This window comes from Pseudomonas sp. T8, assembly GCF_024610635.1.
GTDB lineage: Bacteria > Pseudomonadota > Gammaproteobacteria > Pseudomonadales > Pseudomonadaceae > Aquipseudomonas > Aquipseudomonas chlororaphis_I.
Genome location: NZ_CP102374.1, coordinates 2,354,542 through 2,367,556 on the forward strand (window position 1 = coordinate 2,354,542; position 13,015 = coordinate 2,367,556).

The 13,015-nt window shown below is 61.7% G+C and carries 13 protein-coding genes; 4 read left to right on the forward strand and 9 right to left on the reverse strand.

All coding sequences use genetic code 11. The features are described 5' to 3' along the window. Positions 1-3: 3 nt before the first annotated feature. The 3 genes from NRG23_RS10500 (at position 4) to NRG23_RS10510 (ending at position 3,653) form a co-directional block, all read left to right on the forward strand. Positions 4-891 carry a pirin family protein gene (locus NRG23_RS10500; RefSeq protein ID WP_101282009.1) on the forward strand — a complete coding sequence of 296 codons (888 nt, stop codon included), beginning with the start codon at positions 4-6 and terminating at the stop codon, positions 889-891. A 210-nt stretch (positions 892-1,101) separates the two neighbouring features. Then, positions 1,102-2,478, forward strand: coding sequence for a pyridoxal-phosphate dependent enzyme (locus tag NRG23_RS10505; protein WP_257374606.1), 1,377 nt, complete (start codon positions 1,102-1,104; stop codon positions 2,476-2,478). Then, positions 2,475-3,653, forward strand: coding sequence for a PLP-dependent aspartate aminotransferase family protein (locus NRG23_RS10510; RefSeq protein ID WP_028681905.1), 1,179 nt, complete (start codon positions 2,475-2,477; stop codon positions 3,651-3,653). Before NRG23_RS10505 ends, NRG23_RS10510 begins: the two co-directional genes overlap by 4 nt. A gap of 93 nt (positions 3,654-3,746) precedes the next feature. On the opposite strand, the gene NRG23_RS10515 is transcribed toward NRG23_RS10510, so the two are convergent. The 4 genes from NRG23_RS10515 to NRG23_RS10530 form a co-directional block, all read right to left on the reverse strand. After that, complete coding sequence (locus NRG23_RS10515; protein ID WP_038631063.1) at positions 3,747-4,475, reverse strand: dienelactone hydrolase family protein; 729 nt, start codon at positions 4,473-4,475, stop codon at positions 3,747-3,749. A 67-nt stretch (positions 4,476-4,542) separates the two neighbouring features. Beyond that, the gene (htpG, locus tag NRG23_RS10520) at positions 4,543-6,447 is read right to left on the reverse strand and encodes a molecular chaperone HtpG (RefSeq protein WP_029526163.1); all 1,905 of its coding nucleotides are present in this window, start codon (positions 6,445-6,447) and stop codon (positions 4,543-4,545) included. 88 nt (positions 6,448-6,535) lie between these two features. Continuing rightward, positions 6,536-6,988 carry a PaaI family thioesterase gene (locus NRG23_RS10525; protein ID WP_038631061.1) on the reverse strand — a complete coding sequence of 151 codons (453 nt, stop codon included), beginning with the start codon at positions 6,986-6,988 and terminating at the stop codon, positions 6,536-6,538. Next, a complete protein-coding gene (locus NRG23_RS10530; protein ID WP_028681909.1) occupies positions 6,985-7,461 on the reverse strand; it encodes a PaaI family thioesterase in 477 nt (158 codons plus the stop codon). The genes NRG23_RS10525 and NRG23_RS10530 overlap by 4 nt, the downstream gene beginning before the upstream one ends. Positions 7,462-7,619: 158 nt before the next feature. Here NRG23_RS10530 and NRG23_RS10535 point away from each other — a divergent pair, with 158 nt between their 5' ends. Next, positions 7,620-7,871 (forward strand): hypothetical protein, encoded by a 252-nt coding sequence (locus tag NRG23_RS10535; RefSeq protein WP_009047772.1) that lies wholly within the window; start codon positions 7,620-7,622, stop codon positions 7,869-7,871. Between the two features lie 65 nt (positions 7,872-7,936). Here NRG23_RS10535 and NRG23_RS10540 read toward each other — a convergent pair whose 3' ends face one another. From NRG23_RS10540 to sucC, 5 genes are all read right to left on the reverse strand, one after another. After that, positions 7,937-8,338, reverse strand: coding sequence for an MAPEG family protein (locus tag NRG23_RS10540; RefSeq protein WP_009047771.1), 402 nt, complete (start codon positions 8,336-8,338; stop codon positions 7,937-7,939). After that, positions 8,338-9,075: a DUF599 domain-containing protein gene (locus tag NRG23_RS10545; RefSeq protein ID WP_053278013.1), complete on the reverse strand. Its 738-nt coding sequence runs from the start codon at positions 9,073-9,075 to the stop codon at positions 8,338-8,340. Before NRG23_RS10545 ends, NRG23_RS10540 begins: the two co-directional genes overlap by 1 nt. Before the next feature lie 177 nt (positions 9,076-9,252). Beyond that, complete coding sequence (gene brnQ / locus NRG23_RS10550) at positions 9,253-10,566, reverse strand: branched-chain amino acid transport system II carrier protein (RefSeq protein WP_009047769.1); 1,314 nt, start codon at positions 10,564-10,566, stop codon at positions 9,253-9,255. A gap of 359 nt (positions 10,567-10,925) precedes the next feature. Further along, a complete protein-coding gene (sucD, locus tag NRG23_RS10555; protein WP_007931513.1) occupies positions 10,926-11,807 on the reverse strand; it encodes a succinate--CoA ligase subunit alpha in 882 nt (293 codons plus the stop codon). Beyond that, positions 11,807-12,973, reverse strand: a complete 1,167-nt coding sequence (gene sucC / locus NRG23_RS10560; protein ID WP_009047768.1) for an ADP-forming succinate--CoA ligase subunit beta — start codon at positions 12,971-12,973, stop codon at positions 11,807-11,809. The genes sucD and sucC overlap by 1 nt, the downstream gene beginning before the upstream one ends. Between the last annotated feature and the right edge of the window lie 42 nt (positions 12,974-13,015).

The window sequence follows — 13,015 nt, forward strand, 5'->3', positions numbered from 1 at the left end:
ACCATGAACACACCGCTCGTGATTCGCCCTCGCGCCGAGGACGTCGAAGGCCAACCCATCCTGCGTCCGCTGCCCTCGGCCCAATGCCGCAGCGTGGGGCCCTTCGTGTTTTTCGATCACATGCTGCAAACCCGCTACCCCGCGGGCAAGGGCATGAATATCCGCCAGCATCCGCATATCGGCCTGTCGACCCTGACCTACCTGTTCCAGGGGCAGATCCAGCACAAGGACAGCCTCGGTTCCGACCAGGTGGTGGACCAGGGGGATGTCAGCTGGATGACCGCCGGCAGCGCCATCGCCCACGTCGAGCGCACCCCGCAGGCGCTGATCGACAGCGACTTCAGCATGCACGGCCTGCAGGTCTGGCTGGCCTCCCCCAAGGCCCATGAACAAGGCCCGGGGCACTACAGCCACCACCCGGCCGCGACCCTGCCGGTCAGCGACAACCTCGGGGTCAGGATCCGCATGATCGCCGGCAGTGGTTTCTGCCTGGAATCGCCGGTCCCGGTGCTCTCCCCGACCCTGTATGCCGAAATACAGCTGCAGACCGCGACCACCCTGCTGATCCCCGCCGAACACGAGGAGCGCGCCCTGTACGTGCTCGAAGGCGACGCCCAGCTGGACGGCGAGCCCGTCGAACCCCATGCGCTGGTGATCCTGCCGGCCGGCACCACCCCGACCCTGTTCGCCGACAGCGACTGCCACGCCGTGCTGTTCGGCGGCGCGCCGCTGGACGGTCCACGGCGGATCAACTGGAACTTCGTCTCCAGCGACCCGGCCCGTATCGATGAAGCCCGCCAGCGCTGGGCCGCCGGCGACTGGCCGACGGTGCCGGGGGAAAGCGAACGAATCGAACTGCCCAAGGGCAAAGGCTCGCCGTCCCCTCTGTAGCGCCTGGCGTTCAATAGCCTGGGCAGGTCAAGTACTGGCCCAGGCTCTACCGCCGCCAGGCTGCGCAACCAGCTACCGGCCGGCGCGAGCGGTTGCGGGTAGCCGGATCCCGGCCTATGGTCCAAGCGATGCATAGCCTGCGACCGCCGCGCGATGATTCGCCGTGGGTCGCTGTCCATCCAGCGCAACGTTGCGCAGCGAGGTGACCACATGCCAAACGACTCCCGTCCTGCCGTGCTCGAACTGATCGGCAACACGCCGCTGGTGCGTGTCAGCCGTTTCGATACCGGCCCCTGTACGTTGTTTCTCAAGCTTGAATCGCAAAACCCCGGAGGTTCGATCAAGGACCGTATCGGCCTGGCGATGATCGACGCCGCCGAACGCGACGGCCGCCTGCGCCCCGGCGGCACCATAGTCGAGGCCACCGCTGGCAACACCGGCCTGGGCCTGGCCCTGGTCGGCCGCGCCAAGGGCTACCGGGTGGTCCTGGTGGTGCCGGACAAGATGTCCACCGAGAAGGTCCTGCACCTCAAGGCGATGGGCGCCGAGGTGCACATCACCCGCTCCGATGTCGGCAAGGGCCACCCCGACTACTACCAGGACATGGCGGCGCGGCTGACCAAGGAGATTCCCCACGCCTTCTTCGCCGATCAGTTCAACAACCCGGCCAACCCGCTGGCCCACGAATGCAGCACCGCGCCGGAAATCTGGGCCCAGACCCAACATGATGTGGACGCCATCGTGGTCGGCGTCGGTTCGGCCGGCACCCTGACCGGGCTGACCCGTTTCTTCCGCCGGGTACAGCCGGACCTGGAGATGGTGCTGGCCGACCCGGTGGGCTCGGTGATGGCCGAATACAGCCGCAGCGGCGCCCTGGGCACGCCCGGCTCCTGGGCCGTGGAAGGCATCGGCGAAGACTTCATTCCGTCCATTGCCGACCTTTCCAGCGTGCGCAAGGCCTATTCCATCAGCGACGAGGAAAGCTTCGAGCACGCCCGCCAGCTGCTGCGCGCCGAAGGCATTCTCGGCGGCTCTTCGACCGGCACCCTGCTGGCCGCGGCCCTGCGCTACTGCCGCGAGCAGACCGAGCCGAAGCGAGTGGTCAGCTTCGTCTGCGACACCGGCACCCGCTACCTGTCGAAGATCTATAACGACCAATGGATGAACGATCAGGGCCTGCTTGCGCGCAAGCGCTACGGCGACCTGCGCGACCTGATCGCGCGGCGCTTCGAGGACGGCCGGGTGATCAGCGTAGGGCCGGACGACACCCTGCTCACCGCCTTCCAGCGCATGCGCCTGGCCGACGTCTCGCAACTGCCGGTGCTGGTGGACGGGCAGCGGCTGGTCGGAGTGATCGATGAGTCGGACATCCTGCTGGGCGTGCACGAAGACGCTTCGCACTTTCGCCAGACCGTGGCCAGCGCCATGAGCGATCAGCTGGAAACCCTGCCTCCCAGCGCCAGCCTGGCCGAACTGGAGGCGGAACTCGACCGTGGCTTCGTGGCGATCATCGCCGACGCCTCGGGCTTCCACGGTTTGATTACCCGGGTCGACATGCTCAATCACTTACGGAGATCGCTAACATGAGTCAACAGGATGAAACCGGCGCGCCGCGTGCCTTCGCTACCCGGGTGATCCATGCGGGGCAGACGCCGGACCCTTCCACCGGGGCGCTGATGCCGCCGATCTACGCCAACTCCACCTATGCCCAGCAGAGCCCCGGGGTGCACAAGGGCCTGGACTACGGGCGTTCGCACAACCCCACGCGCTGGGCGCTGGAGCGCTGCGTGGCGGACCTCGAGGGCGGCACCCAGGCCTTCGCCTTCGCCTCCGGGCTGGCGGCGATTTCCAGCGTGCTCGAACTGCTCGACGCCGGCGCGCATATCGTTTCCGGCAATGACCTGTATGGCGGCACCTTCCGCCTGTTCGAACGGGTGCGCCGGCGCAGCGCCGGGCATCGCTTCAGCTTCGTCGACCTGTCCGACCTCTCGGCCTTCGAAGCGGCGTTGCAGGACGACACCCGGATGGTGATGGTCGAGACCCCGAGCAATCCCCTGCTGCGCCTCACCGATCTCGCCGCCATCGCGCGCATCTGCCGCGCGCGGGGCATCATCTGCGTCGCCGACAACACCTTTGCCAGCCCGTGGATCCAGCGCCCGCTGGAGCTGGGCTTCGATATCGTGCTGCACTCGACGACCAAGTACCTCAACGGCCACTCCGACGTGATCGGCGGCATTGCGGTGGTCGGCCAGAACCCCGACCTGGCCGAGCGCCTGGGCTTCCTGCAGAACGCCGTGGGGGCCATCGCCGGGCCGTTCGACGCCTTCCTCACCCTGCGCGGGGTGAAGACCCTGGCCCTGCGCATGGAACGCCACTGCAGCAACGCCCTGGAGCTGGCGCAATGGCTGGAACGCCAGCCACAGGTGGCGCGGGTCTACTACCCGGGCCTGCCGTCCCACCCGCAGCACGCCCTGGCGCGACGGCAAATGCAGGCTTTCGGCGGGATGATCTCCCTCGATCTGAACTGCGACCTGGCCGGCGCCAAGCGTTTTCTCGAGAACGTGCGGATCTTCGCCCTGGCCGAGAGCCTGGGCGGGGTGGAAAGCCTGATCGAGCACCCGGCGATCATGACCCACGCCAGCATTCCCGCGGAAACCCGGGCGCAGCTCGGCATCGGCGATGCTCTGGTGCGCTTATCCGTGGGGGTCGAGGATGTCGAGGACCTGCGCGCCGACCTGGCCCAGGCGCTGACGCGGATCTGAATGGCTGACAGGCACAAAAAAGCCCGCCTGGCGTACAAGGCGGCTCGCTGAGAGCCGCATTGCATCGCCAGGCGGGCTTGTCGTTCCCGGGGCTCAGCCCTTGAACACTTCATCCAGCAGGTTGTGCATCGAGGTGAAGGCACGGCCCGCGGTCCTGGCGTCGTACATCATCATGCCCGGCACATTGGCGTGCGGATCGGTGAAGGAATGCACCGCGCCGCCGTAGCTCAGCAACTGCCAATCCACGCCTGCGGCATTCATTTCTTCTTCGAAGGCCGGCAACTGCTCTTTCGGCACCAGCGGGTCGGAGGCGCCATGCAGCACCAGTACCGAGCCCTTGATGTTCCGCGCGTCGGCCGGGTTCGGCGTATCCAGGGTGCCGTGGAAGGACACCGCGGCTTTCAGCGGCGCACCGCTGCGGGCCAGCTCCAGGGAGCAGCAACCACCGAAGCAGAAACCGAAGGTGGCCAGCCTGGCCTTGTCCACCGCGGCTTCCTGCTGGCTTTGCAGCGCCTCGAAGGCCGCCTGCATGCGCTTGCGCAGCAGGGCCCGGTCATCCTTCAGCGGCATCATGGCGGCGCCCGCCTCGTCGCCGTTGCTCGGACGGACCTGTTGCCCGTACAAGTCGGCGATCAGCACCACATACCCCTTGGCGGCCACCGCCTCGGCGATCTTCTCGGCACCGGCGCTGACCCCCATCCAGTTCGGCGCCATCAACAGCCCCGGACGCGGACCCTGCTGGCTGGCATCGAACGCCAGGCGGCTTTCATAGGATTGACCATCAATCTGGTAGACCAGGGAACGAACAGTGACTTGGCTCATTTCAGACTCCTGATTCAAAAACACCGGAATGAAAAAACCCGCCGAAGCGGGTTTTTATGCAACGCAGTTAAACCGACAGTTCAACCAGCAGCTTGTTCAGACGACGCACATAGGCGGCAGGGTCTTTCAAGCTGTCGCCGGCCGCCAGGGCCGCCTGATCGAAGAGGATGTGCGACAGGTCGCCGAAGCGCTCGTCGCTCTGCTCGCCGTCGAGTTTCTCGATCAACGGGTGAGCCGGGTTGAATTCGAAGATCGGCTTGGAATCCGGCACCTTCTGCCCGCTGGCCTCAAGGATCTGGCGCATCTGCAGGCCCAGGTCCTGCTCGCCGATCGCCAGGATCGCCGGGGAGTCGGTCAGGCGGTGGGAAACCCGCACTTCGCTGACGGTATCGCCCAGGGCGGTCTTGATCCGCTCCACCAGGCCTTCCTTGCTCTTGGCGACTTCTTCCGCGGCCTTCTTGTCCTCTTCCGAGTCCAGGTTGCCCAGGTCCAGGTCACCACGCGCCACGTCGACAAAGCTCTTGCCGTCGAAGTCGCTCAGGTAGCTCATCAGCCACTCGTCGATGCGGTCGGTCAGCAGCAGCACTTCGATGCCTTTCTTGCGGAAGACTTCCAGGTGCGGGCTGTTCTTGACCTGCGCGTAGGTTTCGCCGGTGAGGTAGTAGATCTTGTCCTGACCTTCCTTGGCGCGAGCCAGGTAGTCGGCCAGGGAAACATTCTGCTCGCCGTCGTCGCCCTGGGTGGAGGCGAAGCGCAGCAGGCCGGCGATCTTTTCCTTGTTGGCGAAGTCTTCGGCCGGGCCTTCTTTCATCACCTGGCCGAAGTTTTTCCAGAAGCCCTTGTATTGCTCAGGCTCGTTCTTCGCCAGTTTTTCCAGCATGTCCAGCACGCGCTTGGTCAGCGCCGACTTCATGGAGTCGATGATCGGGTCTTTCTGCAGGATTTCCCGCGACACGTTCAGCGACAGGTCGTTGGAGTCGACCACACCCTTGATGAAGCGCAGGTACAGCGGCAGGAAGGACTCTGCCTGATCCATCACGAACACGCGCTGCACGTACAACTTCAGGCCTTTCGGCGCTTCACGCTGGTACAGGTCGAATGGCGCACGGGCCGGCACGTACAGCAGCGAGCTGTATTCCAGCTTGCCTTCGACCTTGTTGTGGCTCCAGCTCAGCGGGTTCTCGAAGTCATGGGCGATGTGCTTGTAGAACTCCTGGTATTCCTCGTCCTTGATCTCGGTACGCGGACGGGTCCACAGGGCACTGGCGCGGTTGACGGTTTCCCATTCCTGCGCAGGTTTCTCTTCACCCTCGGCGGCAGCAGCCTCTTTCGGCAGCTCGATCGGCAGGGCGATATGGTCGGAGTACTTCTTGATGATGTTGCGCAGGCGCCAGCCATCGGCGAACTCGTCGTCGCCGGACTTCAGGTGCAGGACGATACGGGTGCCGCGGTCGGCCTTGTCGATGGTCGCGACTTCGAACTCGCCTTCGCCCTTGGAGGACCAGTGCACGCCCTCGCTGGCAGCGAGGCCGGCACGACGGCTGAAGACATCGACCTTGTCGGCGACGATGAAGGCGGAATAGAAGCCCACGCCGAACTGGCCGATCAGGTGCGAATCCTTCTTCTGGTCGCCCGTGAGGTTTTTCATGAAGTCGGCGGTGCCGGACTTGGCGATGGTCCCCAGGTGGGTGATCACATCTTCCCGGCTCATGCCGATGCCGTTGTCTTCGAGGGTGACGGTCTTGGCGTCCTTGTCGAAGCTCACACGGATTTTCAGCTCCGCGCCACCTTCCAGCAACTCAGGCTTGGACAGGGCTTCGAAGCGCAATTTGTCGACAGCGTCAGAGGCGTTCGAGATCAGTTCGCGAAGGAAGATTTCCTTGTTGGAATACAGCGAATGGATCATGAGGTGCAGCAGTTGCTTTACCTCGGTCTGGAAGCCCAGGGTTTCCTTTTGAGTTTCCACACTCATGGTCATCAAACTCCAATCAGATGGCATAAGCCGCGCCCGGAGGGCTTACGGCGGGATGTCCACAGAGTTGGGGGCTAGACCTGAGATTTCAAGGGCCTGGACTTTCTTCGAGCTTGAAATGTGCTCGGGCGGTGGCAATCGGCTCCTCCGCGCTGCTCTGCCAGGCGGTGATGGCCACGTTCGCCACCCGCCGGCCCTGGCGGCAGACCTGGCACCTGGCATAGGTATCGCGAAACTGCCCGGCCCGCAGGTAATCGAGGGAGAAGTCGATGATCTTCGGCACTCCGGGCGAACCGGTGCCAATCAACAGATGCAGGGCCGCGGCCAGCTCCATGAAACCGGCGATCACCCCACCGTGCAGGGCCGGCAGCAACGGGTTGCCGATGTTGTCGCGGTTGGCAGGCAGGCGAAACAGCAACTCATCACCCTGTCGCGAACACTCGATGCCGATCAGCCTGGCGTAGGGAATCATCTGCAGCAGTGCGGCGTAATCGCCCTGCTGGTGGGCACGCTGCACTTGTTCCTGGAAATCGTCGCTCATGGCTGCTCACCCTTGATGGCGCCGGCAAAACCTTTGCTGCCCTTGATGCCCTTGCCCATGCGCATGAAGGTGCCCACCACATGGGCAACGGGGTGCTCGGGATCGTCCTGATAGGCAAAACCGCGGGTGAAAATCACATCGCTGGTCACCCGATAGCACTGGGCAAAGCCGTACACGCTTTTGCCCGGTTCCGCCGGATGCATGTAATCGATGCGCAGGTCCAGGGTCGGGCAGACTTCGAACTCCGGCAGGACGCACAAGGTGGCCATGCCGCAAGCGGTGTCCATCAATGAGGTCAGCGCGCCACCATGGATCACTCCGGTCTGTGGGTTGCCGACTATCTGCGGGCTGTAAGGCAGCGTCAGGGTGATGCCGTCTTTTGAAGCGCTGTGCACGCTCATGGCCAATACCTGGCAATGGCGCAGCGCCGACAAAAACCGCGTCGCACGCTCAAAAACAGGGTTTTGCTCCATAAGGCAATTCTCTAGTTGATGTCAAAACCGCTCAGTTAACGAGGCCGGTAAAAGTTCCATATTGCTGGCACTTTATATATCTTTAGCTTTCAAGGAACTTAACCTGTAGAGCCATGCTCGAAAGGCCAGAAGATATCTTCAATAAGGAGAAACACCCCATGCGTAAGACTTTAGCTATTGCCCTGATGCTGACCGCTTCCCTCGGTCTCGCTGCCTGCGATAAAAAATCCGAGGACAAAGCTCAAGATGCCAACCAACATGCTGAGCAAGCTCAACAGAAACTGAACGAAGCTCAGGATAAAGTGAACGAAGCCGCAAAAGAAACCGTCGATGCAGCCAAAGATCAGGTTGAATCGAGCAAAGCAGCTGTTGAAGAAGCTGCCAAGGAAGCCGCTCCTAAAACCAACTAATCCGGTTTTAGTGCAGCAAAAAGAAAGCCCGCCTAGTGCGGGCTTTACTTTGTCTGGAATAACCTCTAAGCCAACAGGCGGCGAAAAATCGGACTAAGCATCAGCAACATTGAACAGAGCAGACCGATAAACCAGACCAGACTGCGCTGCCAGGCAAGATCCGCCCAATAGCACAGCAGATAGATAACCCGCGTAATGACGAAGACAATCGCCAGCCCATCGATCAACCAACCCTGAGTCTGGGTGGTATGGGCCATCAGCACCCCGACCGCGAATAACATGAAGGCTTCGAAGCTGTTCTGGTGCGCCGCCAGCGCCCGGGCACCGAATCCCGTAAGTTGCGCCTGTTGTTGGCGTGGCAGGTGATTGTCGTAACCGCCCTGCTCTTTCATGGCCCTGGCCACCGGCATCCGTGCCACGTAAATCAGCAGTGCGCTGATAAACACACACCAGAACGCGATACTCATCAGGCAATCTCCTTGTTCACCTCGGGCAACGGCGCCTCTGTAGGGGTATAGACCATCACGTCCAACACGTCGGAATGAAACTCCCGGCGGTACAGCACCAGCACCACGCCCGCGCTCATCAGCATGAACAGCCAGGGGCTGACGAACCAGGCCAGCATGCTCATGCCGAAGTAATAGGAACGCAGGCCGAAGTTGAACTGGTTGGCGGCCATGGAAATCACCCGCGCAGCCCGCAGGGCAAAGGCTTTTCGCTCCTGTTCGGAAACATGTCGCTCACCGATCATTGGCGCCGAGCCGACGAGGATGGCGGCGAAGTTGTACTGGCGCATGCACCAGCTGAAGGTGAAGAAGGCGTAGACGAACACCAGGGCCAGGCACAGCAGCTTGATCTCCGACATGCCCTGGGAGGCCTGCTGCACCATGGGAATGTCGGCCAGCAGCGACACCGCACGCTCGGAAGCACCGAGCACGGTAAGGATACCGGCGAGGATAATCAGGGTGCTGGAAGCGAAGAACGAGGCATTGCGCTCCAGGTTGCCGATCACGCTGGCGTCGGCGATGCGGTTGTCGCGCAGCAGCATGCGGCGCATCCAGTCTTCCCGGTACAGGTGCAGCACGCTGGCCAGGCACGCGGTGTCGCGGCCCTTCCACGTGGCGTAGCGGGTATAGCCACCCCAGCAGATGACAAACCAGAGGGCGGCGATGAGATGGATCAGGTTGGCTTCGACGAACGACATGCAGGTTCCCGGATAGGCGTTGGCAGAGTGCGGATACAACTGGCACTGCTTCGACGTTGATCGAGGAAAAAAGACACCATCCCTCGCCCATAAAAAATGCCCCGCATCGCTGGATACGGGGCATTTTTTTATGGTTACTCGGTGCCCGCTCGTGACGGGCATCGGGCAGATAGCGGTTTAGGCCAGGGCTTCGCTGCGCTTGCCCAGCAGGCGGTCGCAGACTACAGCGACTACCAGGGTCATGACCGAAGGCACCAGCCACGCCAGGCCCTGCTCGCTCAGCGGCAGGTGCATCAACTGGGTGGGCATCCAGTCCGCCAGGCCGGCGCCCTTGAGGGCGTCGATCAGGCCGAACAGGAAGGACACCAGCATCACCGGACCGACGATGCGGCCTTGCTCATGCCAGAAGTCCTTGCAGAAGCTCAGGGCCACCAGGGCGATGCATGGCGGGTAGATAGCGGTCAGCACCGGGATGGAGAAAGCGATCAGCTTGGTCAGGCCCAGGTTGGACACCAGCAGCGAGAACGCCGCCAGGATGATCACCAGAGTCTTGTACGACAGCGGCAGTACGCGGCTGAAATACTCGGCGCAGGCACAGGTCAGGCCGACCGCAGTCACCAGGCAGGCCAGGGAAATCAGCACGGCCAGGAAGCCGCTGCCCAGGGAGCCAAAAGTGTGTTGCACATAAGCGTGCAGCACCGCCGCGCCATTGGTGGCGCCGACCGCGACTTCGTGGCTGCCCGAGCCCAGGCGGAACAGGCTGACATACACCAGCGCCAAGCCGACGCCGGCAATCAGCCCGGCGATGATCGCGTAACGAGTGATCAGGCGTGGCGACTCGACACCGCGGGAGCGGATGGCGTTGACGATGACGATGCCGAACACCAGTGCGCCCAGGGTATCCATGGTCAGGTAACCATTGATGAAGCCTTGGGAAAACGGCGCCGCGACGTATTCGGGAGTCGCCACACCGATATCACCGGCCGGCAAGGCGAACGCGGCGATGCCCAGTACGGCCAGGGCGATGATCTTCAGCGGCGCGAGGAAACGCCCAACGGTGTCCAGCAGGCGTCCCGGGTAGAGGGAGATGAAAAACACCAGCAGGAAATACGCCGAGCTATAGAGGAACAGCGCCAGCGGGCTTTCGCCGGTCAGCGGTGCCAGGCCGACTTCGAAGGATACGGTCGCGGTACGCGGCGTCGCGAACAACGGGCCGACCGCCAGGTAGCAGACCGCCGCCAGCAGGCCACCGGCGATTTTGCCGATCGGGCTGCTCAGCGCGTCCATCGCCCCGCCGACCTTGGCCAGCGCAACGACGGTCACCACCGGAAGGCCCACGGCGGTGATCAGAAAGCCCAGCGCCGCGATCCAGACGTTAGGTCCGGACTGCAAGCCGACGATAGGCGGGAAGATGATATTGCCGGCCCCGACGAACAGGGCAAAGGTCATAAAACCCAGTGCCAGAATGTCCTGGCCTTTCAACACTTTCATTAAGGAAATACCACACTACTGAATCGGAATTTAGAGAGGGATTTCCCTTATGGGTGAGGGAAATGCTGTCGGTCCGTATAGGACTGACCCGTTTAGCGCGCAGCTTCCTTGTGGGACGCAGACGCAAAAGAGGCGGCTAGCCTACCGAATTTGTAAGACAAACGCACTGTTAGAGGGCGAACTGTCCGATAAGCGACATTTGCGTGTCGCGTTTACGTATTAAAAGCAGCTGCAAGATACAAGTTTCAAGCAACAAGCTTCTCTTGCAGCTTGCCGCTTGAGGCTTGCAACTGCTCTTAACGAACAAAGGCCACCCGAAGGTGGCCTTTGTCAGCAGAGTTGCAAGCTAAGCGCGAGGCTTACTTGACAGCCCAGCCAGTCAGCTCGGCCAGGGCCTTGCCGATGTCTGCCAGCGAACGCACGGTTTTCACGCCTGCGTCTTGCAGAGCAGCGAATTTCTCGTCTGCAGTGCCTTTGCCGCCAGAGATGATTGCGCCAGCATGGCCCATGCGCTTGCCCGGAGGAGCAGTCACACCAGCGATGTAGGAAACAACCGGCTTGGTCACGTTAGCCTTGATGTAGGCAGCCGCTTCTTCTTCAGCCGAACCGCCGATCTCACCGATCATCACGATCGCTTCGGTCTTCGGGTCTTCCTGGAACAGCTTCAGGATGTCGATGAAGTTGGAGCCCGGGATCGGGTCACCACCGATGCCGACGCAGGTGGACTGACCGAAACCGGCGTCAGTGGTCTGCTTGACGGCTTCGTAAGTCAGGGTACCGGAACGGGAAACGATACCGACCTTGCCTGGCAAGTGAATGTGACCTGGCATGATGCCGATCTTGCATTCGCCTGGAGTGATCACGCCCGGGCAGTTAGGGCCGATCAGGGTAACACCCAGCTCGTCGCACTTGACCTTGGCATCCAGCATATCCAGGGTAGGAATGCCTTCGGTGATGCAGACGATCAGCTTGATGCCGCCGAAAGCCGCTTCCAGGATGGAGTCCTTGCAGAAAGGAGCTGGAACGTAGATCACGCTGGCGGTGGCGCCAGTGGCAGCTACAGCGTCTTTCACGGTGTTGAAGACAGGCAGGCCCAGGTGCTCGGTGCCGCCTTTGCCCGGAGTTACGCCGCCAACCATCTTGGTGCCGTATTCGATGGCTTGCTGGGTGTGGAAACTACCTTGCGAACCGGTAATACCCTGGCAGATAACTTTGGTGTCTTTATTGATCAGGACGCTCATTATTTGCCCTCCGCAGCTTTGACAACTTGTTGAGCAGCGTCGGTCAGGCTGGTAGCAGCGATGATGTTCAAGCCGCTTTCTGCCAGTACTTTAGCGCCCAGTTCAGCGTTGTTGCCTTCAAGGCGAACAACAACCGGGATTTTCACGCCGACTTCTTTCACTGCACCGATGATGCCTTCGGCAATCATGTCGCAACGAACGATGCCGCCGAAGATGTTGACCAGTACTGCAGCGACGTTGGTGTCGGACAGGATGATCTTGAAGGCTTCGGTCACGCGCTCTTTGGTAGCGCCACCACCTACGTCGAGGAAGTTGGCTGGCTTGCCGCCGTGCAGGTTGACGATGTCCATGGTACCCATGGCCAGGCCGGCACCGTTGACCATGCAGCCGATGTTGCCTTCCAGGGCCACGTAGTTCAGTTCGAACTTGGCAGCGTGCGCTTCGCGCGGATCGTCCTGCGACGGATCGTGGAAAGTCTTCAGCTTAGGCTGACGGTACATAGCGTTGGCGTCGATGTTGATCTTCGCGTCCAGGCAGTGCAGATCGCCATCAGCCTTGATCACCAGCGGGTTCACTTCCAGCAGAGCCAGATCGTGGTCCTGGAACAGTTTGGCCAGGCCTACGAAGATCTTGGCGAACTGGGCAACTTGCTTGCCTTCCAGGCCCAGCTGGAAAGCCAGCTCGCGACCCTGGAATGGCTGAGCGCCAACCAGTGGATCGATAGTGGCTTTGAGAATTTTTTCTGGAGTGTCGTGAGCGATTTTCTCGATGTCCACGCCACCTTCGGTGGAAGCCATGAACACGATGCGACGGCTCGAACGGTCGACGACAGCGCCCAGGTACAGCTCTTTAGCGATATCAGTGCACGATTCAACCAGGATCTTGGTGACTGGCTGACCATTGGCGTCAGTCTGGTAAGTCACCAGACGCTTGCCCAACCACTGTTGAGCGAATGCTTTAGCGTCTTCTTTGCTGCGAACCAGCTTTACGCCGCCCGCTTTACCGCGACCACCGGCGTGAACCTGGGCTTTGACAACCCACTCGGAGCCGCCGATCTTGTCGCAAGCTTCTGCTGCTTCTTCCGGGGTGTCTACCGCGTAGCCTTTGGATACTGGCAGGCCGTATTCAGCGAACAGCTGCTTACCCTGATACTCGTGAAGATTCATGCTTTTTACCGTCTTCGTTAGGTACTGCGCATTCGGCGCTGC

Bases quoted from the DNA above. Each gene is read 5' to 3' on its own strand.
- NRG23_RS10545 (WP_053278013.1), bottom strand. From the start codon at position 9,075: ATGTCGTTCGTCGAAGCCAACCTGATCCATCTCATCGCCGCCCTCTGG.
- brnQ (WP_009047769.1), bottom strand. From the start codon at position 10,566: ATGAAAGTGTTGAAAGGCCAGGACATTCTGGCACTGGGTTTTATGACC.
- NRG23_RS10530 (WP_028681909.1), bottom strand. From the start codon at position 7,461: ATGGAGCAAAACCCTGTTTTTGAGCGTGCGACGCGGTTTTTGTCGGCG.
- NRG23_RS10510 (WP_028681905.1), top strand. From the start codon at position 2,475: ATGAGTCAACAGGATGAAACCGGCGCGCCGCGTGCCTTCGCTACCCGG.
- NRG23_RS10525 (WP_038631061.1), bottom strand. From the start codon at position 6,988: ATGAGCGACGATTTCCAGGAACAAGTGCAGCGTGCCCACCAGCAGGGC.
- NRG23_RS10505 (WP_257374606.1), top strand. From the start codon at position 1,102: ATGCCAAACGACTCCCGTCCTGCCGTGCTCGAACTGATCGGCAACACG.
- NRG23_RS10535 (WP_009047772.1), top strand. From the start codon at position 7,620: ATGCGTAAGACTTTAGCTATTGCCCTGATGCTGACCGCTTCCCTCGGT.
- sucD (WP_007931513.1), bottom strand. From the start codon at position 11,807: ATGAGCGTCCTGATCAATAAAGACACCAAAGTTATCTGCCAGGGTATT.
- NRG23_RS10500 (WP_101282009.1), top strand. From the start codon at position 4: ATGAACACACCGCTCGTGATTCGCCCTCGCGCCGAGGACGTCGAAGGC.
- NRG23_RS10515 (WP_038631063.1), bottom strand. From the start codon at position 4,475: ATGAGCCAAGTCACTGTTCGTTCCCTGGTCTACCAGATTGATGGTCAA.
- NRG23_RS10540 (WP_009047771.1), bottom strand. From the start codon at position 8,338: ATGAGTATCGCGTTCTGGTGTGTGTTTATCAGCGCACTGCTGATTTAC.
- htpG (WP_029526163.1), bottom strand. From the start codon at position 6,447: ATGAGTGTGGAAACTCAAAAGGAAACCCTGGGCTTCCAGACCGAGGTA.
- sucC (WP_009047768.1), bottom strand. From the start codon at position 12,973: ATGAATCTTCACGAGTATCAGGGTAAGCAGCTGTTCGCTGAATACGGC.